Here is a 26,990-nt window from a genome sequence, read left to right on the forward strand (position 1 = left end):
CGCCTTTTTTGATGTTGAAGCCGTTTAGTGCAAGTTGTTTAGGGGGTTAGACTGTTACTTTTTTGGCAAGACGTGCCGCTGCTTCTTCGGCTTCTTTGTTTGCTTTCTCCAGCACGACAGCTTTGTCGAGCACGGAAGTGCCTTGTGCACGGATGATTTGGTAATCTTCAACGCCGAGGAAAGCGAACATCGATTTCAAATATAAATGGGAGAACTCATTCTGCGTGTACCAGTCATTGTTCGTGTAAATACCGCCGCTGCCTTGGATAACGAGCAGGCTGCGGCCGTCTTTGAGAAGGCCTACACTGCCATTTTCCGTGTATTTGAACGTTTCGCGGGCAATCAAGATGTTATCCATGTAATCCTTCAGCTTGGAAGAAATGTTGAAGTTGTGAAGCGGCATGATGATTACGTATTTTTTGGCGCCTTTGAATTGTTGCAGCACTTCGTTCATACGGTCAGTAACGCGTTTCTCTTCGTCTGTGAGCTCTCCACCGGAAGCGAGTTTACCCCAAGCGCTAAGAACCGTGCCGTCAACGGCTGGAATCTCATCAGCGTACAGATCGATTTGTTCGATCGTTTCGTTAGGGTTCAATTTGCGGTAAGCTTCAATAAAGTGTTTACCGACTTCAAGACTTACGGATGCCGGGGAGTCGACAGTAGCATGCGCGTTGATGACAAGCATTTTTTCCATGGTGGAATCACTCCTAAGTATAGTATAGTCCAATTGGCGACAGAATTAATCGCCGATTTGATTTGACTCTAATATACGACTGCCGCCATTTGAAGTCAAATCAATTTTTTTGGAAAGTACTGCAATTGACAAATGGCTCCATTATTCTATAGATTAGAAGTAATTTACCCATGCTGAAATGGGGGTTGGCAATGCAATATAGTATCGGAGTGGAATATGCGCTTCACTGTCTGGTTTACTTAATCCCGAGTGAGGCAACAATCGGAATCAAGGAACTTGCTTTTTTTCAAGGCATTCCTGAGACGTACTTGTCCAAAGTGTTTACGAAGCTTTCGAGGGCCGGAATTGTTACGTCCGTTCCTGGCGTTAAAGGAGGGTTCAAGCTTGCGCGAACGCCTGACGAGATTTCCTTCTGGGATGTCGTGGAGGCCGTCGAAGGCAAGAAACCGGCTTTTCAATGCCAGAATATTAAAGATAAGGGGTACTTGTATCGTAACAACGACTGCTCTGACTGTTCGGTGTCCACAGGCGCGTGTTCGATTAATTTAGTTATGCTCGAAGCCGAGGAGACTATGCAAAATTACTTGCGCAGCAAGAAATTATCGTGGTTGGATGAGGAACTAGACCGCGTATTGCCGACGCAGGCTCGATTGGATACCCGGGCGTTTTTTGGCAAGAAGCAATAGAGAGTGGAGCAAGGGACGAAGAATTGGGCTGTTTCTGCGGTGGCAACCGGGAAGCAGCCCTTTTGATTAAGCGGTAATTTCAGTCCTGCGCCAAGGAATAGGACACGTTTGCAATTCGAGGGACAAGTAGGATCCGAGCTGCATATTTTGAAATAGCAGATCCTAGCGGTGTTCATGTTCCCTGTGATGAATCAAGCTGCAGGTTATTTCCGATTCAGATTAGGACGAGTGACCGGAGGGTGTCACGGGCGTAGGAAAAGCAGTATTGATTTAAGGGGGGCAATTAGATGGTTGATGCAATCACAACAGCGTTAGCCCTAAAGAAAAATTATGTTGATGTTCGTTTATATGGTACAAAGGGAAACGGCGTCAATGACGATACGGCTGCTATCCAAGCTGCTATTGCTGACGCAAGTCGGAAAGGGATTGGAGCTGTCTATTTCCCGGCGCCTGACGCGGCCTATATGGTGGATGTCAGGAAGCCAATTATTGTACCGTCCAATATGATTCTTTTCGGGAACAAGGGACAAAGCGTAGTCAAGGTCATCGCTTCCACCGTTCATAACGATAACGATCATTTCTTCGGGGGTATTAACTCGCTGTTCGTTCCAGGGACGCTGGCAGACAGGCGGGCATTTACGAAGGACGCTTTCGGAAGCCATATTCAATTTGACGGCTTGGTGCTTGACGGGAACGCATCGAGTATCGACCAGACGGGGTATCTGAAAGAGGCGAATAGTGCAGGATTCAAATGCCTGTATGTGAAGAACCTTACGATAACGAATTGCGAGGTCAGAAACTTTCTGAATTCCGGCATTTATACGTATGGCTGCACGTTTGTTGCTATTAGCAGGAATCAAGTGCATCATAATGGACAATTCGCGTATACGGCTCAAAACGGTTACTCCTATTCCAATGGCGTAAGCCGCAACGGCATTTCATTATCTGGAGGGTACTTGCCTGGACAATCGGTGCAAGAGAGTCCCTATTCATACGACTATGAAGTGACCAACAACATCGTTCATGACAACATGGACGAAGGCATTATGTTTGCTTATCAGAAGCGGCTCTTGATTTCGGGGAACTTCGTTCATAACAACGGAGACATGGGAATCGAGGGGGATGGCGGCTATAAGACGACAGATACCATGCCGGATGTGCCGGGAACTGTTATTCCAGGCGATGTGATAATTGTTAATAATTTCATCTATGACCACCCGCACAAAGCGATTTCGATCGGTTCATCGAACATGCAAAAAATTAAGGTATCAGGCAACGTCATTCGAAACTGTGGAGAATGGGCTATATTTATCGGTCAGGAATCGAACTCGACCGTCATTGTCACGGATAATAACATTCATAATTACGGCACTGAAATCGCGCAAAATGGGACGAATTATCATGCGATCTATGTGGAGTCGCATCACGTTAAAATTCAGGACAACTATATCTATGCCCCGGTCTTTGACCCCGCAGCAGGTGTGGCTGGCGGAACCTCGACAGGCAGCGGAATCGTGGTAAGCCGCGCCTATGATTGTACCATTCAGGACAATACGGTATTCGGCGGCGGGAAGCTAGGCATCATTGTGGATATTTGGCGGATGAGTGACCTCGGCGAAATCATGCGTACCCTGAAAGTTGAAGGGAACACGATCAGTCATGTTCATCGCCAGGGCATCTACATTAACGCCAACCTCTCGACGCATATGCATCAGGCGGCTATCAACAACAATAATATATACAACTATCAGGCAGGATACGATTATTCTGGCGGCCAAAGCTATACGCTTTACAGCGGCATTGAATTCGGATCGAGCACCCGGATCAAGAGTCTCACCACTTGCGGCAACACAGTGATGAATGAGATGGACCAGACAATTATAACTTCAACGGGACAGCCGTTGAACAAGGTGCCAGGGCAGAATGCCATTAACCTGCCCTCAACACAAGACAATATCGTTAACTGCACGTTAGTTGGCAATGAAGTGGCATATGGCGGTCAGTTCGTTTCTGTGAATAACACCGATAAGGTACAGTTTCTGACGATGCCTGGCAACAACATATTCGGCAAACGCCTTCTCTACGGAAGTGCAGTTCCTTCGGGAGCAGTTAAACAATATTACGTTGGAGACGTCATGTATCATACAGCGCCTGCAGATGGGACAGCGATAGGTTGGGTATGCGTGGCATCTGGTAAGCCGGGAACGTGGGCCGAGTTCGGGTTCATTAAATCTCAAAGATCCGGCCAAATTGTGTACAACGGCAACGGTGCAGCAATGACGAAAGTCATCCCGCACGGATTGGGTGCGGTGCCTTCCGCTTATTTTGTTCAAGCGGTCAGTATTGATGCTGGAAACGCCGTCGTTAAGCGCGTAGCGGCGGATGCCGCCAACTTGACAGTAACTTTCGGCATTGCACCGGTAACGGGTACGAATAATGTGACACTTAATTGGCGGGCAGAGCTTTGATAGTCAATGCGTGCTGAGAAGTGAAATCAAAAAAAGCCCCAGACAGGGGCTTTTTAACATTACGCTTGACGTTTAAGCCAATCTTCGAAACGGGTGGAAGTGATACGTGGGTTGCTGCTCTGTGGAACAAGGGATAGTTCGGTCACTGGAGCACAGTAGTAAGTCACTTTATCGTCGGCGACCACTTGACGATTATCTTGAGTTGAACGCATGGATTGTGTAACGAATTCTTTGAGGCTAATCCGTTCAGGACCAGCAATATCTATAAGGCCATTTAATGGTGCACCGACTGCGAAATCAACCAAAGCGGCAGCTACGTCGTCACCAGCGATCGCTTGTATCGAAGCGTTCGGCGTACGTACGATATCGTCCTCCGCGAAAATAGCGGTGAGACCGCTGGCGAACTCGAAGAATTGTGTCGCGCGAACGATTGTATAAGGAACGTTAGAAGAAGTAATCAAGTTCTCTTGGGCCATCTTCGCACGGAAATAACCGCTAAATAGAAGACCATCCGTACCGACGACGGATAGCGCCACATGGTGCCCGACTCCAGCAGCTGCTTCAGCAGCAAGCAGATTACGAGTAGACGTTTCGAAGAATTCCAATACAGCTGCATCTTCCCAAGATGGTGAGTTCGAAACGTCAACCACGACTTGAGCACCTTTAAGTGCTTCGGCCAGTCCTTCACCCGTAATCGTATTAACACCCTTTGAAGGTGATGCAGCGACTACCTCATGACCAAGATCGATTAGTTTTTTACCAAGTTTTGTTCCAATCATTCCAGTACCACCGATAACTACGATTTTCATATTTATTCTTCCTAGATATTCTATGTTTTTGATTTTCTTCATTGATTTTAATGTACATACATAAAACGACTAAGGGAACTGCTCTGTGACAATAGACTAAGAAAAACGTATTGAAAAATATCCTCTATAAATAATGTCTTTACCAACAATTATCAATATTGTATTGTGTGCGAACGGGATGTTTAGTGAAAAAGAAAAAACCCTTGATTCTCAAGGGTTTGAGTTATTATATATGGCGCGCCCGATACGATTCGAACGTACGACCTGCAGTTTAGGAAACTGTCGCTCTATCCTGCTGAGCTACGGGCGCGCGGTAAGGTTAATAATAGCATGAAGGACTCAGAGGAATCAACTGCCATCGGCAGTGCCAAATGGCGTAATCGCCTGTAATAAACCGACACAGCGTGGTCGAACAAGGAAGTTAAATAGTCCTAAATGGGAGAAAAAAGTGAGAAATAGGTCCCTAATTAAAGTTATTTTGTAGAAAATTGTCGAAAATTTATCGCTTTATACGAAATTTAGTCGACAAGATTTTACAAAAATTACAGCCTCCAACGTATATAATTAGGTTGTTACTTTTTGTAACTGATGATGATGCGATAGGAGCTGTCCCGAGGGCGTCATGAACGACAAAATGAAATTACTCCATGAATTGCAGGTGCTCCGCATAAAGCTGTTCGAAGCTGCCGAAGCACGCGGAAGTTTAACTGACCCTGAGGTACTTGCTATAAGTGAAGCAGCTGATGAGCTTATTGTGACGTTACAACAGCTTCAGAAGAACGAACTGGTCAAGAGTGTCCAGCTAAATACGTTTTCGTAGACGACGGAAAAATTGGGTAAGCAACTCTCCGCATTCTTGCTGCAGCAGCCCGCCGACGAGTTCGGTCTCATGATTGAACCGGGGCTCTTGAAGCAAGTTCATGAGCGTACCGGCACAACCGGCCTTGGGGTCGATTGTGCCGTACACTACTTTTCGAATCCGGCTCTGAACAAGCGCTCCCGCGCACATCGGACAAGGTTCCAGCGTGACATACAACGTGCAGTCCAGTAATCGCCAAGCACCCAGATTGCGGCTGGCTTCCCGAATGGCAATCATCTCGGCATGTGCGGTCGGATCCAAATTCGTCTCCCTCAGATTGAACCCCCTGCCTATGATTTCCCCATTCTTCACGATGACCGCGCCAATCGGAACTTCACCAATGGCTTCTGCACGCTTTGCTTCTTCTATAGCCGCCTGCATATAAAGGTAATCGTCTTCTTGAAAATAGTCTGTTTGATTCATACTTGAATGCCTCCATTAACGCTGTTATTGCGATCAAAAGCCTTATTCGACGAAGAACGACTGTCGATATTGCTCGAATTGTGCCACGAACACGCATTCGTTGTTAACAGCTTGTGTATAAAATTGTGGATAACTATAATTTATTCACAACTCTATTCACAATCTATTCACTTTGCTTGTGAATATGGGGAGAAATCTGTGCACAACTTTATCTTAAACAATGACGTATTCAACATTTGTGAGCGGATATACGCATTACGCGAAATAATTAGATAAAGCAAGCGGTTGGGAATTGCTTTCATTTTTTTACAGTTGTGTTATGATCCAAATAAGATGTCTATTCGTGTGCAAAAAGGGTGTGTCGCATATTGTCGGTTAAGACAAAGCTATCCTTTATGATCTCAACCATCGTATTCATATTGTTAATTCTCAATATGATCCTGAACGAATATTCGACACGAATCAATTTGAAATCCGAAGTCGAGATGAGCATGATGTCGATCAGCCAGCAAATTGCTGCTAATGTCATGCAGAATGCGAAGGAGAATGAATTCGTTCAGTCCGTCTTGGTCGACAAATTGAAGATGGCCTCTTTCTCCGCAGCCAGTCAGCTCCCCCTTGATATCAAGGATATCACAAGTACCCAGCTTGCGCAGGCCGCTGCTCTGTCAGGCGTTCCCACCATGTCCCTCTTAACGAAAAACGGTAACGATTTACACATCGTTTATTCCACGAACCCTGCCGAATTAGGCAACTTAAGTTCAACCTGGCAAGAGCGTAAAGTGATCAATTCTGCGCAGAAGGAGCCGTCCTACCAATTTTGGGCGGGACCTGAAGAAGTCTCCATGCTGGGGGCGAACGCCCACCTTGCACAAGAAACCTTCTACGCCGATGCTAATCGCAATTATATCATTCGATGCTATATGGAAAGCGATCAATTAAGCGACTATCGCAAAATCGCGCAAACGAATGAATTCTCGAACGAAATGAAGAGCGGTAATCCGACGATTCTGGAGATCACCGGGTTCAATCCTGCGCTGTTCAACAAGGATTCGATTATCAGTATCCCTTCGATTATTAACAGCAAGCAGCTGCAGGAGCGTCCTGTTCCCTTCGGCACGTATTCATTCAAAGACTTGAACGATGATGCGCAAAGCGTGACGGAGGCGCTCCGAGGTAAGGCCGTGATTCGCTATACCTCGATTAATGGTCGCGCCGTCATTAAGAGCTTCATCCTGATGAAGGAGCCGACCCCTTACGTTGTCAGGCTGGTAATGGACAAAAAACCGCTTATGCGGCTGATGGATGAACAGCGGTCGAATCAGGTTTTCATATCGACGGTGCTTCTCATTATTGTGGTGATCTGCAGCTACTGGCTGTCGGATATATTGCTTCGCCCGGTTCGTTCGATTCTATGGAAGGTGAACGAGGTGTCATTGGGACGTTTCGAGAGTTCCATCGAGGTAAAACGCAAGGATGAGCTGGGACAGCTGGCGCAGCGGGTCAATGCGATGTCGAAGAATCTCGGCATCTATATGACGAAGCTGAAGATGGCATTCGAAGAGAACCGGTCGATGAAAGAATACTTGGAATCCTTCATTAATCATACGACGGATGCCATCCATGTCGTGGATCTCGATGGCCGAATTACGCAGGTAAACCGCGCCTTCGAGCAGTTGTTCGGCTATGAGACGGAGGAGGCGCTCGGCCGCTCGCTGCCGCTTGTTCCGGAGCATCTGGATAAAGAAGAAGAGCAGAAGATGGAATGCTTGAAGTCCGGGAAGCTGCTGACTGCGCGCGAGACGCTGCGTGTTACGAAGAGCGGAGAATGGATATCCGTGAGCGTTACGACCTCTCCGATTCGCGATAAGCACGGTGAGATTCGGGCGATCGCGAGCATTACGCGCGACATGACGAGCCGCAATAAGATGGAGGAGCTGCTTCGCAGATCCGAGAAGCTGACGACAGTCGGACAGCTTGCCGCCGGCGTCGCGCACGAGATCCGCAATCCGCTGACGACGCTTCGGGGGTTTCTGCAGCTGCAGCTGCAAACGTCGAAGCTCAATACGCGGCATGTCGAAATTATGCTGTCGGAGCTCGACCGCATTAACCTGATCGTCGGCGAGTTTCTAATTCTAGCGAAGCCGCAGGCGACACGGTTTGTCGAGAAGGATATCCGGTTTATACTAGGAGATGTGATTTCGCTTCTGGACAGCCAAGCGCATTTATGCAATATTGTGTTTGATGCGTACTTCTGCGACGAGGAATGCCGAATATCCTGCGAGGAAAATCAACTGAAGCAGGTATTCATCAATGTACTCAAGAACGCGATGGAAGCGATGCCGAGCGGCGGGATGATTACGATCGATGTGTCCCTGCAGGAAGCACAGCAGCTGCGAATATCCATCATGGACGAAGGTATCGGCATATCCGAGGAGAAGATCGCCAAGCTGGGCGATCCTTTCTATACCGATAAGGACAAGGGGACAGGGCTTGGCATTATGGTCAGTCAACGCATCATCCAGAGCCATCAGGGCACGCTCGAAATCAAGAGCAAGGTGGACGTGGGTACGACCGTCATCATTACTCTCCCGCTGCTGAAAGAAGCCGGTTCCGATGCCTAGCAAGCAGGGATTCGCGGTTTCATGTACAATATACATACATGAGAGGTGAAGCGCATGGTGGATACGAATGGCTACAGCGCGCTGCTTGTCGGGGCAACCGGCCTTGTCGGTTTCGAGCTGCTCCAGCAATTGCTCGGTGACGATAATTGCAAGACGCTGACCGTGCTCGTTCGAAGACCGCTTCGTACGCTTTCTGTCCCTGCCGCAGCTCGCGCGAAGATGACCGTGCTCACGGCTGATTTTGACCGGCTGGAGGAAGCGCTGGCCGACGTGGAAGCAGACATCGTCTTCTGCACGCTCGGTACGACCATCAAGAAAGCAAAGACGCAGGAAGCGTTCCGCCAGGTCGATCTGGCGTATCCGGTCGCGCTGGGGGAATGGGCGAAGTCACGCGAAGCAGGGAAGTACATCATCGTCTCGGCCATGGGCGCCAGCGTAAAGTCTTCAATCTTCTACAACCGCGTGAAGGGTGAAATGGAAGCGCTGCTCGGCGAGCTGGGCTTGCGAGAGCTGCATATTGTCCGTCCATCGCTGCTCCTGGGGAAGCGGGAGGAATTCCGGCTTGGCGAGAAGCTGGCTATACTGCTGAGTCCGGTGTTGAAGGCCGTGATGCAAGGACCGCTTCGATCGTATCGGCCGGTTCGGGCGGAGGATGTGGCTTCCTTCATGAGACGAACGGCTGAAGCACCTGTAACAGACGGGCCTGATCCCGTCATCAAAATTTATGAGAACCATGCGATAACGGTAAATTAGCCGATATTAGATAGGGTAACCGTGCGGGGTGAACAAGTCAGTTGAGGATTAACAAGTTTATTAGCGAGACGGGCTTCTGTTCTCGGCGAGAGGCCGATAAACTCGTAGAGAGCGGCCGCGTGTCGATTAATGGCGCAGTGGCGGAGCTCGGCAGTCAAGCGGAGCTTGGCGACGACGTGCGGGTAGACGGTCGTCCCATCGGCGAGCAGAAGAGTCATGTGTATATCGCGTTGAACAAGCCTGTAGGCATCACAAGCACGACCGAGGCTCAAGTCGCAGGCAACATTGTCGACTACATCGGGCATGAGGAGCGTATCTTCCCGATCGGCAGACTGGACAAAGACTCCGAGGGGCTCATTCTGCTCACGAATGACGGAGATATCGTCAACCGTATTCTCCGCGCGGAGGGCAAGCATGAGAAGGAATACATAGTCACGGTGGACCGTCCCGTCACGCCGCGGTTTCTCAAAGCCATGAGCGAAGGCGTCCGTATTCTCGGCGCGATGACACTGCCCTGCAAAGTCGAGAAGGAGTCCGACCGGGTATTCCGGATAACACTGACGGAAGGCAAGAACCGCCAAATCCGGCGGATGTGCCAAACGTTCGGCTACAATGTCAAGAAGCTAAGGCGCGTCCGGATTATGAACATCCATCTGGGGCAGCTGGCGAACGGCAAGTGGCGCGACTTGACTAAGGGAGAGCTGAGCGAGCTGTTTGCTCTATTAGACTACCAGTGATCAGATGCCACCCTGCTTTTCCCGGGAAATAACAGCTAAACCAACATCGTTCGACGCAGTCGACGGCGATGTTGGTTTTTTTGCACGTTCCAGCGCCATGTATAGGGTGAAATTTCCAGTGGTGCCAAGGGCCGCCACTGCCGTTTCATCTTGCCATGGGAGAAAACATGAAGTAAAATTATAAAGGATTGTCCTCACTTTGCATAGAGGGTTTCACAAAAAATATTGTCTAGCGGGATGTGCGATTGTTCATGAGCAGCAAGGCCGTCATATTGGGATGCAATTATTATATAGGTTTGAGTACGATCCGTTGCTTGGGCGTTCATGGGGTACATACGGTTGCAGTCGATTATACCGATAAGAACACCTACGCAGTGAAGTCCAAATACTGCTCGGAGCAGCTAGTTGCCCCGCATTATAAGGAAGATCCGAAGGGATTCATCCAATTTCTGAAAGACTATGCGGCCAAGCAGAGCGAGAAGCCGGTTCTTATTCCTTGTCATGATAATTATGTGGAAGTCGTGGATGAATATCTCGATGAGCTGAGAGAGAGCTACCTTATTCCGCAAACGGAGAAGGGCCTCTACACGAAGCTTATGAACAAAGAAACACTGCAGCGTATTGCGCTAGAGCTCGGCGTTGCCGTACCGGAAACCGTGCGCGTCGGCGAAGAAGACTTCTTCAACAAGATTGATACGATTATCAAATATCCTTGTATTATCAAGCCGGTAGATTCGCCTGCTTTTGTCGCTAAATTCCGAAAGAAGCTGTTCAAGGCGAACAACCAGCAGGAGCTGGAGACGGCGATCGCGGCTTCGCATGAAGCGGGACTGGAAGTCATCGTGCAGCGGATCATTCCGGGTTTTGACGACCATATGTATACGTTCGACGCTTATATGAATCAAGAGAGTAAGGTTACGCATTGGGTGACCTGCCAGAAGTTCCGCCAGTACCCTATTAATTTCGGCGCATCCGTCTACACGGGACAGCGCTATGTACCGGAGCTGTACGAGCTTGGCGCGAAGTTCTTCGAGGCAGTGGGGTTCAAAGGCTTCGCCGAGATCGAGTTCAAGAAGGATGCAGAGACGGGGCAGTACTATCTGATCGAGATTAACGTTCGGATTACGAACCTCAACAATTTGCTCTACCGTTCAGGCGTCAATATCCCGTACATCACATACCGGGAGCTGACGGGCTCGCCCCTGCCGCCGCATGCGGTGAAGAAGGATACAGGTCTCGTATTCTGGTACGCGTACGAGGATCTAATGGCGGTTAGAGGGTATATTCGCACCGGTCAGCTGACCGTGGGACAAGTCATCGCGTCGTACTTCAAGCCCAAAGCGCCCGCCATCTGGGATTGGAAAGACCCGAAGCCGGCGTTCGCCTTCTTCGGTATGATTGCAGGCAAAGCGCTGGGCAGATTCACGAGACGTTAGGCACAAGGACGATGCAGGCGTTCAAGAACGCTGCATGCTCGCAGAAAGGACCAGAGCTATGACGAAATTGCAGGAGCTTCTACAAGCGACAACGATTATTGAACCTATTCATGCCGAGGATCTAACGATAGCCGGCATTTCTTATCATTCGCAGAAAGTCACGCAGGGCGATCTGTTCGTATGCATCACAGGCTACAGCACGGATGGCCACAAGTATCTTGGCGATGCGGTATCCCGGGGCGCCATCGCTGCCATTGTGGAGCGGGTCCAGCCGAATATCGCGGTGCCGCAGTTCGTCGTGCCGAACAGCCGGATTGCGCTTGCGCAGCTGGCCAGCGCCTTCTACGGGCATCCATCCGAGCAGATGAAGATGATCGGCATTACCGCGACCAATGGCAAGACGAGTACCACGTACATGACCAATGCCATTCTAGAGCAGCATGGTCTCAAAACAGGCATGATCGGCACGGTCATCATCAAAATCGACGACGAGCGTATTCCGTCTGAGCTGACGACGCCGGAGTCGCTGGACCTGCAGTCGTATCTGAAGCAGATGCTGGACCGGGGCGTATCCCATGTCAGCATGGAGGTATCCTCGGCTGCGCTGGAATCTCACCGCGTGGAGACGGTTGGGTACGACATCGTCTGCTTCAACAACCTGAGCCGCGAGCATATCGATTCGCACGGGACGTTCGAGCAGTATTTTGAAGCCAAAGCCAGCCTGATCAGAGGGGCAAGCGAGAAGAGCTATGCCGTCTTGAATCTGGACGATGACTATGCGGCTTCACTTACCACGCAGACGCGGGCGAAGGTGATTACGTTCGGCTTGAAGAGCGCGGAAGGTACGCTTTACTGCAAGAACTTGGACCTGTCCACAGGCCGGGCCAAATTCACGGTTGAAATCATGAAGCCCTTCGAAGCGGGCGGCATTCAATACTCGCCGAGCGAGTTCAACGTGGAGCTGCGCATTCCGGGGCTGCATTCCGTCTATAATTCGATGGCGGCCATTGCGATTGCGCTGCTGTGCGGGGTACCGATCGCGACGATTCAAGAGACGCTGCGCACGTTCGGCGGCGTGGAACGCCGATTCCAGTTCATCCATGAGGATGGATTCATCATGATCGACGATCATTTTGCGAATCCGGGTAACATTGACGTGACGCTGGAGACGCTGCGCTATATGGATTACGAGAAGTTCCACCTGGTGTATGCGATTCGCGGCTCCCGCGGCCCGATCATTAACCGGGAGAACGCGGAAGCGATCGTGAAGTGGATGACCAAGCTGGAGCTGCACGAGATTATCGCCACTCGCAGCCAGTCACATGTGAACAGGCATAACATCGTTACCGATGAAGAAGTCGACGTGTTCATGGAGGTTATGAACGAAGCGGGCATCGAAGTGAGGCTGTATGCAGAGCTGCCGGACGCCATTCAGGATGCGCTGACGAAGGCGGATCAAGGCGACCTGGTGCTGCTCGCAGGCTGCCAAGGCATGGACCCCGGCGCAGAGGTCGCGCTTGGACTGCTGGATCAACAGACTGCAAACAAGGACAACTAAGAGACGCTGGTTAAAGACGAACGATTATTTCATATAAAGTAGGTTGGATAATGGAGCGTAAACGGTTAGGTGTTCTGGGCGGAATGGGCCCGAAAGCAACGTCCGTATTTATCGATCAGATTATCGAGAGCACGGCGGCTGACAGGGATCAAGACCATATCGACATGGTTATCCTGAATCATGCCTCTTTACCGGATCGGACCCATGTCATTTTGGAAAACAGCGGCGAGTTGTTCCTGAAGGAAATCGAGAAGGATATTCGGCTGCTGGAATACGCGGAGGTAGCGAATATCGCGATGCCTTGCAATACGGCACATTATTATATTCAAGACATGCAGGCCATGACGTCGATTCCGATCATCGATATGGTCGAGGAATCGATGAAGGCGATTCGCGAGACGTTCGGCAGCGGCTGCAAGATCGGCATTCTGGCGACGAACGGCACGCTTCGCAGCGGGATATACAGCGAGTCTGCCCGCCGCCTCGGCATGGTCCCGCATGAGCCGGATCAGGATGTGCAGCAGCAGGTGATGAACATCATCTATCGTGACATTAAGCGCGGCATCCCTAGTAACCCGGCGGAGCTCGAAGGCATCATTCATGATATGGTCACGAAGGAAGGCTGCGACTGCGCGATTATCGCTTGCACCGAGCTGTCGATCATCAAGCTGAGCGAAGAAACGAAGCAGGTCAGCATTGACGCGATGGACGTGCTTGTGCGGAAGTCGATCGAGCTGTCCCAATAATTGCAGCAGGCGCTTACCGTCGCAGATAGCGGCGGCTGGCACTGCACAGCTGCGAATAAAAACAAGAAAGCCGTCAGGGCGACCTGACGGCTTTCTTGCAACCACAACCGATTGTTACTTCGTTGTCGTGGAGATACTGGCTGCCTTGGAGGCATCCGCGTATTTCCGAATGATCGACACTTCGACGCGGCGGTTCTTGGAGCGTCCAGCGGCCGAGGTGTTCTCGGCAATTGGGTGGTACTCGCCGTAGCCGATGTTGCTGAACAGCTTCGGATCGAGCTTCTTGTTGTCGAGCAGGATATTCATGAACCGGATCGCCCGCATAGAGCTGAGCTCCCAGTTCGATTCGAATTCGGTATTGTTGATCGGCACATTATCGGTGTGACCGGAGACGATAACCTCATAATCCGCGTACTTGGTCAGCATGTTGGAAATCTCGATGGCCAGCTTGCGCGATTCCGGCTTAACCTTGGCGCTGCCCGGTGCGAAGAGGGAGCTGTCGCTGATCGTGATGGTCAGCTGCGACTGGTTCAGCTTCGTGTCTAGCTGCGTGGTCAAGCCATTCGTTTGGATGTACTTGTCCACCTGCTTCTTCAGCTTCTCCAGGTCTTCCTGTTCCTTCTGCATCAGCGCTTGGCGCTCTTTCTTCTGCATATCTTCTTCGTCTTCATGGCGCTTCGGCTTGTTCGTATCCTCGAATTGCTGGCCGTCCTGAACGACCGATGAATTATCCAGCACGCCAATGCCGCTGCTGAACGCGATATTGAACGCGGCGCTCATGTCTTGGAATTTCTTGGAGTCCGTGGAGCTCATGGCATACAGCACGATAAACAAAGCGAGTAGCAGGGTCAGCAGATCGGCATACGGGATAAGCCAGGTTTCGTCGGCGTGCTCCTCGTGGTGCTCACTCTTATGCTTTTTGCTCAACCGCTTCCGCTCCCTTCTGGTTCATCTTGACGCGCTCCGTCGGCGTCAGGAATACGGAAAGCTTCTGGTTGATGGCAATCGTCGACACCCCGGATTGAATGGACAGCAAGCCTTCGACCATCATGAGGCGCAGTTCGACTTCGTTCTTGGAGAGACGCTTCAGCTTATTGGCGATCGGGTGCCACAACACGTAGCCGGTGAATATACCTAGAAGTGTAGCAACGAATGCGGCACCGATGGCGTGGGCCAGCTTGCCCATATCGCTCATGTCGGCAAGCGCGGCGATCAGACCGATAACGGCTCCAAGCACCCCGAGCGTCGGCGCATACATGCCCGCTTGGGAGAAGATCAGCGCGCCGGCGCGGTGGCGCTCCTCGGTGGCGGCGATATCCTCAAGCAGAACGTCGCGAACAAGATCTTGGTCGTTGCCGTCTATAATCATGCGCAAGCCGTTGCGGAGGAACGTATCTTGTACATCGTCTACCTTGGATTCCAGGGCGAGCAAGCCTTCGCGGCGCGTAATGGACGCCCATTCCATGAAGAGGGCAATGACTTCTTCGCGGGGCAGCATTTTCTGTACGACGAAAATCATTTTGATCAATTTTGGGAATTTCTTGAGTTCATGAAGCGGGAAACCGATGAATAAGGATGCCGCCGTGCCGACCATAATGATGGTAAAAGCTGCCGGGTTAAGCAAACTCTCGATCGGTGCATGCTTCAGCGTCATTCCGAGCAGAACGGCCACAAGTCCGAGCGCAATTCCAATAACAGTAGATTTTTCCATGATACACCTCGTCTAAATGATTGATAAGGACTATAGGGAACCGGGATTCGCCGTTCAAGCCCAAGGAGCGTGAGATTGCGACTGACTATTCCGATGTGCTGCAATGACGAAATGACAAAATGCACATGAATTCGACAACTCTACCTCTATTTATTATCGTCAGAAAGGGGCTGTAGATTAGAGCAAAATGGATGTTTTAGGAGTTTTAATCTGTTTTCGTGTAGAATAGTGAGCATAGAGCTGAATTAGAAGCGGAAAGGAAGGCATCGGGCCATGGGCGTGAAGCATGCAAGAGAGTATGAGGAGATTCTAGGAGAGCTGAAAGAGGCAATGTTCTCGATCGGCGACGGCTATCTGTTCTTCGAAATGGAGACGGCGGATTGGGAGGAGCTGGAGCGGCAGCAGCAGCTGGAGCTGATGGAAGCACTGGCAGACGATGTGTTCTACGCCCTTGGGGAGGACCCCGTCATTCATGTGGGCCAGGGTGTCGTGACGTATAGGCCGAAGCATCACTGTATCGAGGTGTCGGTCGACGAGAAGGAAAGCCGGATTATCCGCTTGATCTAATGGAAGAGGGAGGGAACCGGAGTGGCGAAGCTGGTGAAAATGACGCTTGAAGCCGTGGATGATGCCATCGCGATGCTGGAAGGCTGGACACGGCAGGATGAGAAATGGATGCAGGGCAGCTACCGGTTTGTTACCTTTCCTGACGCCATCGCATTCGTCGGCCAAATCGCCGAAATCGCAGAGGAGCTGAACCATCATCCCTTCATCGCGATCGATTACAAGAAAGTGACGCTGCGCTTGACGACTTGGCACTCAGGCGGCTTGACGGAGCTGGATATGCAGTCTGCGCAGCGCTATAACGATACGTACAAAGCGTCGATTACCGGAAACGGGTGATCGGCGTTTTTTTGATGAACAGATCTGCGGGAGGGAGGGCTTTACAAGGCTTTACGGCTATTTTACAATAGGTAGAATCAGCTCATGTCAGAAAATATAACATAATGCCAAGTCGAGGAGACACACCGATGAGTGAAGCAACCAACATGCAGGAGGATAGGATGAGCACGCTCGTGCCCTATTATCAGCCGATCCTCGCTCTGGATACCAGGCGCATCATGGGGTACGAAGCGCTTGGGCGCATGCGGACGAGCCAGGGCGTGCGAAGCGTCGGCCCCTTCTTCGCGGACAAGACGGTGCCGATGCACGAGCAGATCCGAGTCGATCGGCATCTGCGGGAGATGGCTTTCGCTAAGTTCTCGGGAAGCGATCCGGCATCCGGCATGCTGTTCATCAACCTGAAGCCGTCATGGATCTTCCAGACGTACGCGATGACCGGAGAGCTGCCAACGCTGCAGCTGATGGATAAGTATAATATCGATCCCCGGCGGATTGTCATCGAGATTACCGAGGAGTCGTTCCTGGAGCCGATGGAACAGCTGCGCGCGGTTGTTGATTTGTATCGGAACCAAGGGTGTCTCATTGCCATAGACGATGTGGGGAGCGGGTTCAGCAACATGGACCGGATCGCGCAGATCCAGCCGCACATTCTGAAGATCGATATTCACATGCTGCAGCGAAGCGAGCGGCACAGCGGCTATTACGGCGTAATGCGCTCCTTCTCCATGCTGGCCGATCAGATCGGCGCATCGCTGCTCGTGGAGGGCGTTGAGACGGAGCAAGACCTGCAGCGGGCCATCGAGATCGGCGCGCGTTACGTGCAGGGCTATCTGTTCGCGCCGGCGGAGGCGGAGTTCAGGCCGCCCGGCAGCTTCGCTTCGCTGATCGAGAGCGGACTTGACCAGCGGCGGATGCGGATGCAGCAGGTGGAGCGGCATTGGAGCGCGGAAGCGGCTAAGTTTACAGAGGCCGTGGAGGCGGCCTGGGAGGAAGCGGACGGAGGCGTCTGCGGCGATCACTTCATCGAGCGTCTGCTGCCTGACCTTATGGAGTCTTCGTGCATTCGGGTTTATATGTGCAGCGCCGACGGGATTCAGCTCAGCTCCAACTACCAGCAGCGAAGCCAAGGCGAGTGGCTCAGGCAGCCGGAATTCAGAGGACATAACTGGAGTTGGCGGCCTTATTTTATCCCGATCTCCACGCAGCTTGTGGATCGGACGCGCGCAATCGTGTCGCAGACGTATACGGATCTGGATTCCTTCGACCGCATCCGCACGGTGTCGGTGTCGGTGGGGGAGCGATATATCTTATTCCTCGACGTGGCGGAGCTGAGCGGGGAGCGCTGAACGTAAAAAAGAGCCCGCCGGTGCGCGTGTCTCGCGCCGTCCGGTGAGCTCTTGCAACCCAATAGGTGAATGTCTTACTCGTCGGCTGCTACTTTGGAGAAGAAGGAGAGGCTGTAAAGTGCCGAGAGACCGACGATAATGTACACGATTTTGGCGCCTACGGAATCCGAACCGTCAAAAACCTCCGATACGACATCATACTCAAACAGCCCCACAACAAGCCAATTCAACCCGCCCAGAATGAGAATCAATAAGCTGACGATATTCAAAGCTTTCATTTGGACCCGCCTCCTTGTCGATAGTGACGCATGACACTATTACGGATATGCGGGGTGGATGGATTTTAGCACGAGATTGTTTGTGAGCGGCTACTGGCTTGGGTTGTTGCCCTGGTAGCTCATGCAGTGCACATTAACGCTGCCAGACGGCGTCTGCTTCGCATAGGTGTCCGTGATGACGAAGCCTGCCCGCTCATAGGTGCGGATGGCGCGGCCGTTCCACGTATGAACCTCCAGGTCGATCTCGTCGCCTGGGGCTCTTCGGATCGCCTCCGCGACGATGGCCTGCACGAGCGGGAGTCCAAGCCCTTGACCGCATAGGTCCGGACGAAGGCCAAGGCCGATTCGCGTCACGCCGAGGAGCGGGAAGAACTGCGCGAAGCCGGCAAGCGCCCCGTTGTCGCCCGTGAGTGCGACGTACTGCCGCTCGCGGACATCGGCATCGCCGAATTCGATGCCGAGCTGCAGCATGACCTGCCACGTGGTCCAGTTGTAGAAATCAAACGGCGGCTCGTAGCGCCAGCCGGTCAGCTCCTCGGCAAGCTGCTCCGACAGCGGACCGACGGTAAAGGGATTAAGCTTTGTCGTTGAGGCGGGATTGGTCATGGATGCCGTTGCTCCTTGGTGTGCGATGATTTGGACCGACGCGCATACAGGCATGCAGACGTGCAGGCTTTCGGCGAATAGGTAGTCCCTTTATACTATCAAATCCGTCGGCGCGGCGAAAGCGATGCGGAACGGTGTGCGATCAGACGAAAAAACGGGCTTGGCGGTGAGCGCCGAAGCCCGTTTTTTTGGAGTTGATGCGGAGGATGCGTCCGAATTAGTAGCGGTCCATGATGAGCTGCGTCTTGAGGGAATCCTGCGCCAGGAACCAGCCTTTGCTCTGGAGGAACGTGATCAGCTCGTCATGCTTGGCCGAAGCGGTCGCTTGGCTGGTCGTCTTGAACGAGGCTTCGACGACGTATTCCGTGCCGGTGCCTGCCGCGTTCTTGATCGGCCATACTTCGATATAGAGCTGCATGCCGCTCCAGGTGCCGACAGAACGTTTGGCCAGTACAGGTCCATAGTAGCGGGAGCTTGCGAGCGTGGTCGTGCCCCAGTTGCTGCCGAGCCAGTTATTGAACTTGTCCGGCGCGTTGTTGATCATCAGGCTGCGGGCGTCGCTGATCGACGGGAGATCCATGCCGCTGTAGCCGGATTTGCTGCCGCTCTTCGTGCGCGTGATGCTGAGCGTCTTCTTCTGGTAGCCCCACTCGACCTGTGCTTCATAGCTCGTATCGCCGGAGTCGAAGCCTTCGTTGTTCGCTTGCGTCAGCGCGGCGTTAATATCGTTGTTCGTGATCGCATAGCGTTTCTTGTAGCTGAGCTCGAAGTCGGATTCGCCTTCGGTCTTGCGGATGCGTGGGCTCCAGCCGTTGTTGTAGATGTCCTTGGCATTCGTGTCGAGGAAAGCAACGTTCATCTTCGTCACCGTCGTCGGCATGGCGAACGTGCTCAGCACCGTGCTGGTCAGCTTGAAATCTGAGCCGAGTACCGTGCTTGGATTCATCAGCAGCTTCACTTCGTAATCCGGTACCATGTTGCCTGCGGCGTGAGCGGGCGTCGGATGGACGCTCGTTCCCGTAAGCAGAGTCGCGCCGAGCGTGACGGCGAGTGTGGCTGTGCCGATTAAACGTTTGAATAACATGAATTCATCTCCTCTGGGATAATGTGGAATAGGTTGTCCATTCTGTATGGTAGAGAATCTGTGTTAGCGTGCGATTAGCGCGGCATAGAGGGTTTGTAAAGGGCGCGGGGGAGAAGCGGGTTCAACCTTGTCCCCGGAATGGTGTATAATTCAGCTATAGGATTACGAATTCGAGAGGCGGATGAAAATAGATGAACAATATTGTATCGCTAAAATGGCTGCTGGCCCGCATGTACGAGTCCGACATCGTGATTGTCGACTGCCGGTTCCAATTAGGTAAACCGACTGCCGGCCGCGAGGCATACGAAACTTCCCATATTCCCGGAGCGGTGTACTTGGACTTGGAAAAGGATCTGTCCGCGCCGATCGAGGAGCACGGCGGACGCCACCCGCTGCCGGACATCGCGCAGCTGACGGGTGTACTGAGTCGCGTCGGTATCGGCAACGAGACGCGCGTGGTTGCTTATGACGACCAAGGCGGTGCGATGGCTTCGCGCCTGTGGTGGCTCCTGAAGTACCTCGGCCATGAAGCGGTCTATGTGCTCGATGAAGGCTTCACGGCCTGGGAGAAGGCCGGATTCCCGGTCAACGCGGAGCAGCGGGTGCTGATCCCGGCGCCGTTCTTCGCGACGGTGCAGCATAACATGCTCGTGGAGATGGACGAAGTGCGCGAAAACATCGGCAAGGATCGCGTGACGCTGATCGATTCGCGCGAAGGCGCACGCTACCGCGGCGAGTTGGAGCCGATCGACCGCGTGGCGGGGCATATCCCGGGCGCGCTGAACCGCTTCTGGGCGGAAGGCCGCGGCGCGGACGGCAAGTGGAAGGGTGCCGAAGAGCAGGAGGCACGGTTCGAGGGGCTGGACAAGGAGCGGGAGACGATCGTGTACTGCGGGTCCGGCGTGACGGCATGTCCGAATGTGCTGGCGCTGGAGGAAGCGGGGTTTAGTAAGGTAAGGCTGTATGCGGGGAGTTGGAGTGACTGGATTTCGTATGAGGGGAATCCGATTGGAACCGGGGATGAAGAGAAGCCTAGCCACGTATAGCAGTATATTGATACTAGATACAGAGCATGAGGAGAATGAACTGCCCCCCGTCAAGTAGACAGTGGAAATAATATAAAGTTATTAGGCGGCCTTTGCCCGGTACTCCATCGGACTAAGGCCGTTTAGTTTTGCTTGTAATCGGTCGTTATTGTAAAAGTGGATGTACCGTTCAATATCTCGTTCAAGCTCCTCGAATGTAAGGTATGTATGCAAATAATACTTCTCACATTTGAGCGTCCCCCAGAACGATTCCATTGGACCGTTATCGATGCACCGTCCCACTCTGGACATACTTTGGACCATGTTGTGGTCGTCTAAGAGCGCTTTGAAACTCAAAGAGGTGTACTGGAAACCTCGGTCGCTGTGGAGCAGAGGGCTGCTTCCGGGAGCAGCTTGCATGGCTCGTTTTAGCGTATCGAACACCAGTGGATTGTTATTAGAACGCCCCAGGACATAGGAGACGATGGATTTATCATGAAGGTCGAGAATTGCGCTCAAATACGCTTTCTGACCGTTACCGTACTTGAATTCCGTTACATCGGTGAGCCACTTTTCATTCGGAGCATCAGCATCGAATTTGCGATTTAGTACATTCTCGGCCACCTGTTGGGGAGTGACGTTGGCATAGATCTTTCTCTTTCTCCGGATAACGGACTGGATTCCCTTAACCCTCATTAGTCGCTCCACACGCTTATGGTTAATGGTTTTCCCCGTTTGTCTGCGCATGTGCAAAGTGAGTTGACGGTATCCAAAGACACGCTCTACTCGCTCATAGATACTCATCATGACCGTCGTCAGCTGCTCATTCTCTTGCTCACGAGGACCGGGTGTGTGATTTAACCACCCGTAGTAACTAGAACGTGCAATTCCTGCGATCTCGCACAGAAGCTGAACGCTAAACGACGCTTCTTCACGAAGCGCTTGAATAGCCGAATAGTTATTCTCTTGACGGTGCTGGCTTAATTTCGCCTCCTTTGGAGTTCCCGTAACTTTTTTAAGAACGCATTCTCCGCCCGAAGCCGTTCCATTTCATATTCCATCTTCTTCAATTCGAGTTTGTGGAGTTCCGCCTCCGTTAATTCTTCAGCCGCTTTCTTTCTCCCACGGCCATCCTGTAATGCATCATGACTGCCATCCTCGAATTTCTTTACCCACTGGTATACCTGCTGATAAGAGACTTGAAATTCTCCTGCGGTCTTATGATAGTCATGCTGATTGGTCAAGCAATACTGGACGATGTCGATTCGTTCCTGCCACGTTGTCGCGCGACCCTTTGTCATAGCATTCGCTTCTCCTTTGTAGGCTTTTAAGCTGCTATGACCATTATACTTATGAATCCAGTCGGAAAGCTGAGTTGTGCTCGCAATCTTGTATTTATCGATAATCTGGTACTTAGAAAGCTTCCCCTCAAGGAATTCCGCCACCGCTTGAAGCTTCAGTTCAGCGCTATAACTTCGATTATGTGTACGGCGCTCGAGCCCTTCAAAGCCATAGAGCTTGTAGCGACGCTGCCATTTCATTAACGACGTTTTATTGATACTATATTTTTTTGTTGCGGCTAAGAAACCCAGTTCCCCTTTCGAAACTTCCTCGAGAATCGCGAGTTTCTCAAGTGCGCTATATTTTCCTCTCGACATAAAAAGCTCCCCTTACAGTAACAGGTTTTATTATTTCACCTGTCCACCGTATGGGGAGCATATCAGAATTACCTCCTGTGCTCTGTATTTTTTATTGTGAAATCAACACAGAATCAACAATCAGTTGCTGTATGTAATTTCAGTACGGAGAAGAATCGAGTGAACTTTGAACAGACACTTTATAGTCAGCAGCTTCCTATCGCTGCTAATATAATTTTTTGAATTGTTTCAAATTGGATGTCATCCTCTAACAATTTTAGTACTTTCGTATTTTGGTCAACACGCTGAGCGCGTAGAATTTGAATCAACATGGAGTCAACAGTTTCCCTAGCTAAGAAAGATTACAATAAGAGATTGGTTTTTAATTCTAGATTTTGAAAGACATCGAGTAATATGTCGATTTGTGAGAGGATTTTCCAGTGTAATTGCAGAATTACCTATCGATAGACGCTATTTATCAATTAATAGCTCAAGGTCGGTACTTAATACTAATATTTTAAAGGAGAAAGTCATGAGTACGCAATTTTTTAAGATAACATATCAAGATATTGAGCAATTAAGCGACCTCCAATTAACGAACCTTCTTCAGGTACTGTTGGTACTAGAGGTAAACTCTACTGGAATTCCACTTTCAGCTATTAATGTATCTCTGAAAATTACAGTGAGTGATGAAGGAGAGGACGGAAGAGTTGAATGGCAAGAAGGTGTGGACAGAACAGATTGGATTCCTAACCGAATTACGTTATTCCAATGCAAAGCAACAGACATGTCTCCTTCTGACTGTAAAAGCGAAATTTTACAAAACAGCACCAGATTAAAGTCTAAAGTGAAGGAAGCGTTTGATGCTAACGGTACGTACGTGCTTTTTTATGGTAGAAATTGTGGACCTGCAATGAAATCCAGGAGAATTAATGCTTTCCGTGAAGCAATCAGAACAACAGGTGAAACTTACGCAGAGAGTGCATCAATAGAACTGTATGATGCTAACAACATTGCCTTATGGGTGAATCAGCATATTTCTGCCATTGTATTTGTTGCGAACATACTTGGAAAAGCAACACCACTTGGCTTTAGGACCTGGAGTAAATGGCAAGGTTATCAAGATAACCGTTATGAATATGTATTGGATGAGAAACTAGCTCAATACATTGAACAAATACAGAACCATTTCCGTGCTCCAAGAGAGGTAGCACGTATTGTTGGTTTATCAGGACTAGGGAAAACACGTTTAGCCTTTGAAGCATTCCGCTCACCAACTGATAAAGAAAATATCTTACAACAAAGTATTAGTGACCAGATGATCTATGTGGATGCTGCAAGCTCGCCTTCTACGCTACCAGGTATGGTTTCTTCATGGGTAGATAATAATATCAAAGGTATTCTTATTGTTGATAACTGTGAACCTTCTTTGCATAAACGTTTGCGAGACGAAGTAGAACATACCAACAGTAAATTATCGTTGTTAACTTTAGATTTCAATCCAGACAAGCACGATACATGCCCTTATATAGAAATAGATCCTGTTTCTGATTCGGTCATAAAGGGAATACTTGAACAGGCCTATCAGGGCCTACCTAAGCCTGATATTGATAGAATAGCTGACTTTGCACAAGGCTTTCCACAAATGGCTGTATTACTTGCTGAAGCACGTATTAACTTTTCATCACAACTCGGTAGTCTTCAAAATGACGAAATATTAAAGAAATTACTGTGGGGCAGAAACCATGAAGATCCTGTAGCTTACAAGGCCATTACTACTTGTTCGTTATTTGAGATATTGGGCTATAGTGAGGATAAAGCTGAGCAGAGAATATTTGCAGCAGAAAAAATATGTTGTATTGATAAAGATGTATTTTATGAAAAGACAAGGTACTTTATACAGCGTGGAATCCTAGATGTTCGTGGAAGATTTGTTCGTGTTACTCCAAGACCTCTTGCAATTAGACTTGCAGCTGACTGGTGGACGAACTGTTCCCCAGAAAGGGCTAGAGCGGTGATATTAGAAGATTTCCCTAACGGTCAAGATGATGCTCTGTGTAAACAGTTATCAAAATTAGACTTCTTACCTGAGGCGCAAAAATTGACAGAAGATTTGTGTGGTGCCCATGCCCCTTTTGGCCAAGCGGAAGTTTTAACTACTGAAAAGGGTTTACGACTCTTTCGCTCATTTGTTGAAGTGAACCCTAAAGCGGCAGTTGAAGCATTAAATAGAGTGTTCGGTACAATGTCTAGAGAAGAATTGTTAGAAATTAAATATAAAGTGCGTCGAGATCTCGTTCGATCATTAGAAATGTTATGTTTTTGGGAAGAGACATTTTTAGTTGCAGCTTCCATTCTGTGTTCATTAGCTGCGGCTGAAAACGAGACATGGGGAAATAATGCAACAGGACTATTCAAGCAACTATTCCATTTTACCTTATCGGGCACACAAGCAAACTTAAAATCAAGAGTATTACTCATAGACTATAATATTGACACGGGATGTGTTGAGAAAAAAAAGATGTGCATTCAAGCATTAAGCAGCGCATTACAACATGGACATTTTTCCAGAATGTCAGGTCCAGAACTTCAAGGGAGCAGACCTGCACAAGAGGAATATAGACCTAGCACATGGGAAGAAATATTCGAATATTGGAGAGAATGTTTACAGAGATTAGTACAAATAGTGGGTTCAGATGATGAATTAGCTGATTATACAAAAGATCTCATTGCAAGCCGTATTAGGGGACTCCTGAGTGTGGGTAGGGTTGAGGAAGTTGAAAGTTGTATTATAACTATCTGTTCACGTCGAGGTCCACTTTGGCCTGAAGCTTTAAGTGCAGTTCAGGATAGTTTACGTTTTGAAGGTAATAAAATGCCGCCAGCGATTTTAGATCGAATAAGAAGTTGGATTGATCTCCTCCAACCCGATAAAATTAGCGATCAATTAATGCTTCTTGTTAGTGTCCCGCCATGGCATCACGAAAAGAATGATCAAGGAAACTATGAAGATGTGGCTGCTATTGCTGCTATTAATTTTGCAAAAAAAATATCATCTGACATCGAAAGTCTTGTCACGCATATTGATGTATTATTCCATGGTGAGCAGCGACAGGGATTTGTATTTGGACGAACTCTCGGAGAAACAATTAATTCACCACAAATTTTCATAGAGGCCGCTTGTAACAGTATCGCCAGATTAACAAGTACTGCAAACTCTATAGTGCTAGGTGGGTTCCTGCAAACGTTAAAATTGCGAGATCCAAAGATGGTAGATCAAACTCTAGTGAGGCTACAGGATTTATCTTTACACAAAGAGATATTAAACATTATTCGAGTGTTAACGCCCACAAAGCCTGATTTAGAACGTTTACTGAAATATGTTGAGGATGATAAAATTCCAGTACATGACCTGCTAACTTTAAAATATGGAGGTGCATTGGACCACCTTGATTATGATGATATGAAATGGTTTTTAGATCAACTTTTGAATTACAATTTGGATGGCCACGCAGTAGCTATTAATCTTCTATACATGCATACGTTCCAAGAGCATGAGCTCCAAAAATCTTGGACTAATATGTTTAAACAAATAATTACACTACCATGTCTATTAACTAATAATTATCTTGATCTTCATATTTGGGAGAGCGTTTGTGTTCTAATTCTTAAAAGTGAACAGCATGATGAAGACTTCATAATATTTCTTATTTCTGAAATTATTGAGGCTGTCTCAGATACCAAACGAAGTCTAGATCTAAATATATCTATTAAAGAAGTATTAGTAATATTATTCGAGCAGCACTTCATTATTTTATGGCCGTTTCTTAGCAATACCTTACTTGAGGATCGAGATTACAGAATTAGTTACGAGATTTTTCACCTCTTAGAGTCAAGTGTAGATTTCGATATTGCCAGTAGTGGGTATATCTCATTAATACCTGATGATTATTTAATTAGATGGTGTGATTCTCTCGATAAAGCACTAATTCTTTCAAATATCATACCTGTATATAGCTCTGATAAACATTTTACGTCTATTGCTGAGTTCTTGTTTAATAATTATGGGACAAACAGGAAAATTTTGATGAATATTTATCGAAAATTGACCCCAAGCGGATGGAGCGGGTCAATAATTCCATACTATGAGCAAGCAATTGAAATTTTAAGGCAGTTGCACGATCATCGTTTAGCTGAAGTAGCAATTTGGGCGAGAGAATTAATTGAATACTTTACAAAATCGATACAAACTGAGAAGCGAAGAGAAGACGAACATGGTATTGGCGTATATTAAACAAGATATAACCATTAGTTAGTAGTCTTTCTTAGGCCAAACAGCTGCCTCCAAAAGCGAAACTATCCGGAAAGCTGGGAATAACTGATACTAAAAACGGAAGCTATATTCCAGCTGGAGTGATTGGATTAGTTACAGTGAGAATCCCATCACTATTGGGGAAGAGTAAGGGCGCAAATGTGCATAGTAGTAAATCAAGATCAATGCGGAGCGTGGCATGTTTAATGCTGTAGTTCCGCATTTTTCTATATAAAATCCATTCAGGCGCTTTATATGAGGACAGTTGAGGAGATAGCATGGAACTTTGACCCCT

The 26,990-nt window shown here is 49.3% G+C and carries 23 protein-coding genes, 1 tRNA gene and 1 pseudogene; 14 read left to right on the forward strand and 11 right to left on the reverse strand.

Going from position 1 to position 26,990, the window contains the following annotated elements:
- Positions 1-46 precede the first annotated feature (46 nt).
- The gene (locus KXU80_RS19180) at positions 47-694 is read right to left on the reverse strand and encodes an FMN-dependent NADH-azoreductase (protein WP_219834793.1); all 648 of its coding nucleotides are present in this window, start codon (positions 692-694) and stop codon (positions 47-49) included.
- A 191-nt stretch (positions 695-885) separates the two neighbouring features.
- Between KXU80_RS19180 and KXU80_RS19185 the strand changes: the two genes are divergently transcribed.
- Together KXU80_RS19185 and KXU80_RS19190 are read left to right on the forward strand one after the other, a co-directional pair.
- Positions 886-1,380, forward strand: a complete 495-nt coding sequence (locus tag KXU80_RS19185; RefSeq protein WP_219834794.1) for an Rrf2 family transcriptional regulator — start codon at positions 886-888, stop codon at positions 1,378-1,380.
- Between the two features lie 287 nt (positions 1,381-1,667).
- The gene (locus KXU80_RS19190; protein WP_219834795.1) at positions 1,668-3,848 is read left to right on the forward strand and encodes a right-handed parallel beta-helix repeat-containing protein; all 2,181 of its coding nucleotides are present in this window, start codon (positions 1,668-1,670) and stop codon (positions 3,846-3,848) included.
- A 59-nt stretch (positions 3,849-3,907) separates the two neighbouring features.
- Here the strand turns inward: KXU80_RS19190 and KXU80_RS19195 are convergent, their stop codons facing one another.
- A complete protein-coding gene (locus tag KXU80_RS19195; protein ID WP_219834796.1) occupies positions 3,908-4,657 on the reverse strand; it encodes an SDR family oxidoreductase in 750 nt (249 codons plus the stop codon).
- A gap of 233 nt (positions 4,658-4,890) precedes the next feature.
- Positions 4,891-4,967 (reverse strand) — tRNA-Arg (locus KXU80_RS19200).
- 312 nt (positions 4,968-5,279) lie between these two features.
- Here KXU80_RS19200 and KXU80_RS19205 point away from each other — a divergent pair.
- Positions 5,280-5,477 carry an aspartyl-phosphate phosphatase Spo0E family protein gene (locus KXU80_RS19205; RefSeq protein WP_219834797.1) on the forward strand — a complete coding sequence of 66 codons (198 nt, stop codon included), beginning with the start codon at positions 5,280-5,282 and terminating at the stop codon, positions 5,475-5,477.
- On the opposite strand, the gene tadA is transcribed toward KXU80_RS19205, so the two are convergent.
- Positions 5,460-5,939 carry a tRNA adenosine(34) deaminase TadA gene (tadA, locus tag KXU80_RS19210; protein WP_219834798.1) on the reverse strand — a complete coding sequence of 160 codons (480 nt, stop codon included), beginning with the start codon at positions 5,937-5,939 and terminating at the stop codon, positions 5,460-5,462. The genes KXU80_RS19205 and tadA overlap by 18 nt on opposite strands.
- A 368-nt stretch (positions 5,940-6,307) precedes the next feature.
- Between tadA and KXU80_RS19215 the strand changes: the two genes are divergently transcribed.
- From KXU80_RS19215 to KXU80_RS19240, 6 genes are all read left to right on the forward strand, one after another.
- Complete coding sequence (locus KXU80_RS19215) at positions 6,308-8,563, forward strand: sensor histidine kinase (protein ID WP_258171061.1); 2,256 nt, start codon at positions 6,308-6,310, stop codon at positions 8,561-8,563.
- Positions 8,564-8,617: 54 nt separating this feature from the next.
- The gene (locus KXU80_RS19220; protein WP_219834799.1) at positions 8,618-9,316 is read left to right on the forward strand and encodes an NAD(P)H-binding protein; all 699 of its coding nucleotides are present in this window, start codon (positions 8,618-8,620) and stop codon (positions 9,314-9,316) included.
- A 41-nt stretch (positions 9,317-9,357) separates the two neighbouring features.
- Positions 9,358-10,053 (forward strand): 23S rRNA pseudouridine(2604) synthase RluF, encoded by a 696-nt coding sequence (gene rluF, locus KXU80_RS19225; RefSeq protein WP_219834800.1) that lies wholly within the window; start codon positions 9,358-9,360, stop codon positions 10,051-10,053.
- Positions 10,054-10,304: 251 nt separating this feature from the next.
- Positions 10,305-11,489: a carboxylate--amine ligase gene (locus KXU80_RS19230; protein WP_219834801.1), complete on the forward strand. Its 1,185-nt coding sequence runs from the start codon at positions 10,305-10,307 to the stop codon at positions 11,487-11,489.
- A 58-nt stretch (positions 11,490-11,547) separates the two neighbouring features.
- The gene (locus KXU80_RS19235; protein ID WP_219834802.1) at positions 11,548-13,047 is read left to right on the forward strand and encodes a Mur ligase family protein; all 1,500 of its coding nucleotides are present in this window, start codon (positions 11,548-11,550) and stop codon (positions 13,045-13,047) included.
- An 83-nt stretch (positions 13,048-13,130) separates the two neighbouring features.
- Positions 13,131-13,793: an aspartate/glutamate racemase family protein gene (locus KXU80_RS19240; protein WP_258171062.1), complete on the forward strand. Its 663-nt coding sequence runs from the start codon at positions 13,131-13,133 to the stop codon at positions 13,791-13,793.
- A gap of 114 nt (positions 13,794-13,907) precedes the next feature.
- Here the strand turns inward: KXU80_RS19240 and motB are convergent, their stop codons facing one another.
- Entirely contained in the window at positions 13,908-14,720 is an 813-nt protein-coding gene (motB, locus tag KXU80_RS19245; protein ID WP_219834804.1) for a flagellar motor protein MotB, read from the reverse strand.
- Positions 14,704-15,504, reverse strand: coding sequence for a flagellar motor stator protein MotA (gene motA / locus KXU80_RS19250; RefSeq protein ID WP_219834805.1), 801 nt, complete (start codon positions 15,502-15,504; stop codon positions 14,704-14,706). The genes motB and motA overlap by 17 nt, the downstream gene beginning before the upstream one ends.
- A 273-nt stretch (positions 15,505-15,777) precedes the next feature.
- On the opposite strand from motA, the gene KXU80_RS19255 reads away from it, so the two are divergent.
- From KXU80_RS19255 to KXU80_RS19265, 3 genes are all read left to right on the forward strand, one after another.
- Complete coding sequence (locus tag KXU80_RS19255; RefSeq protein WP_219834806.1) at positions 15,778-16,071, forward strand: hypothetical protein; 294 nt, start codon at positions 15,778-15,780, stop codon at positions 16,069-16,071.
- 21 nt (positions 16,072-16,092) lie between these two features.
- On the forward strand, positions 16,093-16,407 hold the full coding sequence (locus KXU80_RS19260; protein WP_258171063.1) for a 4a-hydroxytetrahydrobiopterin dehydratase: 315 nt from the start codon (positions 16,093-16,095) through the stop codon (positions 16,405-16,407).
- 128 nt (positions 16,408-16,535) lie between these two features.
- Entirely contained in the window at positions 16,536-17,753 is a 1,218-nt protein-coding gene (locus tag KXU80_RS19265; RefSeq protein WP_258171064.1) for an EAL domain-containing protein, read from the forward strand.
- Between the two features lie 74 nt (positions 17,754-17,827).
- On the opposite strand, the gene KXU80_RS19270 is transcribed toward KXU80_RS19265, so the two are convergent.
- The 3 genes from KXU80_RS19270 to KXU80_RS19280 form a co-directional block, all read right to left on the reverse strand.
- Positions 17,828-18,031, reverse strand: coding sequence for a DUF378 domain-containing protein (locus KXU80_RS19270; protein WP_219834808.1), 204 nt, complete (start codon positions 18,029-18,031; stop codon positions 17,828-17,830).
- A 90-nt stretch (positions 18,032-18,121) separates the two neighbouring features.
- On the reverse strand, positions 18,122-18,637 hold the full coding sequence (locus KXU80_RS19275; RefSeq protein ID WP_219834809.1) for a GNAT family N-acetyltransferase: 516 nt from the start codon (positions 18,635-18,637) through the stop codon (positions 18,122-18,124).
- A 217-nt stretch (positions 18,638-18,854) separates the two neighbouring features.
- Positions 18,855-19,721, reverse strand: coding sequence for a hypothetical protein (locus tag KXU80_RS19280; protein WP_219834810.1), 867 nt, complete (start codon positions 19,719-19,721; stop codon positions 18,855-18,857).
- Between the two features lie 191 nt (positions 19,722-19,912).
- Between KXU80_RS19280 and KXU80_RS19285 the strand changes: the two genes are divergently transcribed.
- A complete protein-coding gene (locus KXU80_RS19285; protein WP_219834811.1) occupies positions 19,913-20,767 on the forward strand; it encodes a sulfurtransferase in 855 nt (284 codons plus the stop codon).
- A gap of 81 nt (positions 20,768-20,848) precedes the next feature.
- Here the strand turns inward: KXU80_RS19285 and KXU80_RS19290 are convergent.
- Positions 20,849-21,706, reverse strand: a pseudogene (locus KXU80_RS19290) (IS3 family transposase); the annotation flags it as partial.
- Positions 21,707-21,726: 20 nt separating this feature from the next.
- Positions 21,727-22,404 carry a helix-turn-helix domain-containing protein gene (locus tag KXU80_RS19295; protein ID WP_219834812.1) on the reverse strand — a complete coding sequence of 226 codons (678 nt, stop codon included), beginning with the start codon at positions 22,402-22,404 and terminating at the stop codon, positions 21,727-21,729.
- A 511-nt stretch (positions 22,405-22,915) separates the two neighbouring features.
- Between KXU80_RS19295 and KXU80_RS19300 the strand changes: the two genes are divergently transcribed.
- Positions 22,916-26,677 (forward strand): hypothetical protein, encoded by a 3,762-nt coding sequence (locus tag KXU80_RS19300; RefSeq protein WP_219834813.1) that lies wholly within the window; start codon positions 22,916-22,918, stop codon positions 26,675-26,677.
- Positions 26,678-26,990: the final 313 nt, after the last annotated feature.

The organism is Paenibacillus sp. R14(2021), assembly GCF_019431355.1.
In the GTDB taxonomy this organism is placed as follows: domain Bacteria; phylum Bacillota; class Bacilli; order Paenibacillales; family Paenibacillaceae; genus Paenibacillus_Z.

Coding starts and splice junctions, on each gene's coding strand:
- KXU80_RS19180 (WP_219834793.1), bottom strand. CDS start 694: ATGGAAAAAATGCTTGTCATCAACGCGCATGCTACTGTCGACTCCCCG.
- KXU80_RS19185 (WP_219834794.1), top strand. CDS start 886: ATGCAATATAGTATCGGAGTGGAATATGCGCTTCACTGTCTGGTTTAC.
- KXU80_RS19190 (WP_219834795.1), top strand. CDS start 1,668: ATGGTTGATGCAATCACAACAGCGTTAGCCCTAAAGAAAAATTATGTT.
- KXU80_RS19195 (WP_219834796.1), bottom strand. CDS start 4,657: ATGAAAATCGTAGTTATCGGTGGTACTGGAATGATTGGAACAAAACTT.
- KXU80_RS19205 (WP_219834797.1), top strand. CDS start 5,280: ATGAACGACAAAATGAAATTACTCCATGAATTGCAGGTGCTCCGCATA.
- tadA (WP_219834798.1), bottom strand. CDS start 5,939: ATGAATCAAACAGACTATTTTCAAGAAGACGATTACCTTTATATGCAG.
- KXU80_RS19220 (WP_219834799.1), top strand. CDS start 8,618: ATGGTGGATACGAATGGCTACAGCGCGCTGCTTGTCGGGGCAACCGGC.
- KXU80_RS19230 (WP_219834801.1), top strand. CDS start 10,305: ATGAGCAGCAAGGCCGTCATATTGGGATGCAATTATTATATAGGTTTG.
- KXU80_RS19235 (WP_219834802.1), top strand. CDS start 11,548: ATGACGAAATTGCAGGAGCTTCTACAAGCGACAACGATTATTGAACCT.
- KXU80_RS19240 (WP_258171062.1), top strand. CDS start 13,131: ATGGGCCCGAAAGCAACGTCCGTATTTATCGATCAGATTATCGAGAGC.
- motA (WP_219834805.1), bottom strand. CDS start 15,504: ATGGAAAAATCTACTGTTATTGGAATTGCGCTCGGACTTGTGGCCGTT.
- KXU80_RS19255 (WP_219834806.1), top strand. CDS start 15,778: ATGGGCGTGAAGCATGCAAGAGAGTATGAGGAGATTCTAGGAGAGCTG.
- KXU80_RS19265 (WP_258171064.1), top strand. CDS start 16,536: ATGAGTGAAGCAACCAACATGCAGGAGGATAGGATGAGCACGCTCGTG.
- KXU80_RS19270 (WP_219834808.1), bottom strand. CDS start 18,031: ATGAAAGCTTTGAATATCGTCAGCTTATTGATTCTCATTCTGGGCGGG.
- KXU80_RS19275 (WP_219834809.1), bottom strand. CDS start 18,637: ATGACCAATCCCGCCTCAACGACAAAGCTTAATCCCTTTACCGTCGGT.
- KXU80_RS19280 (WP_219834810.1), bottom strand. CDS start 19,721: ATGTTATTCAAACGTTTAATCGGCACAGCCACACTCGCCGTCACGCTC.
- KXU80_RS19285 (WP_219834811.1), top strand. CDS start 19,913: ATGAACAATATTGTATCGCTAAAATGGCTGCTGGCCCGCATGTACGAG.
- KXU80_RS19295 (WP_219834812.1), bottom strand. CDS start 22,404: ATGTCGAGAGGAAAATATAGCGCACTTGAGAAACTCGCGATTCTCGAG.
- KXU80_RS19300 (WP_219834813.1), top strand. CDS start 22,916: ATGAGTACGCAATTTTTTAAGATAACATATCAAGATATTGAGCAATTA.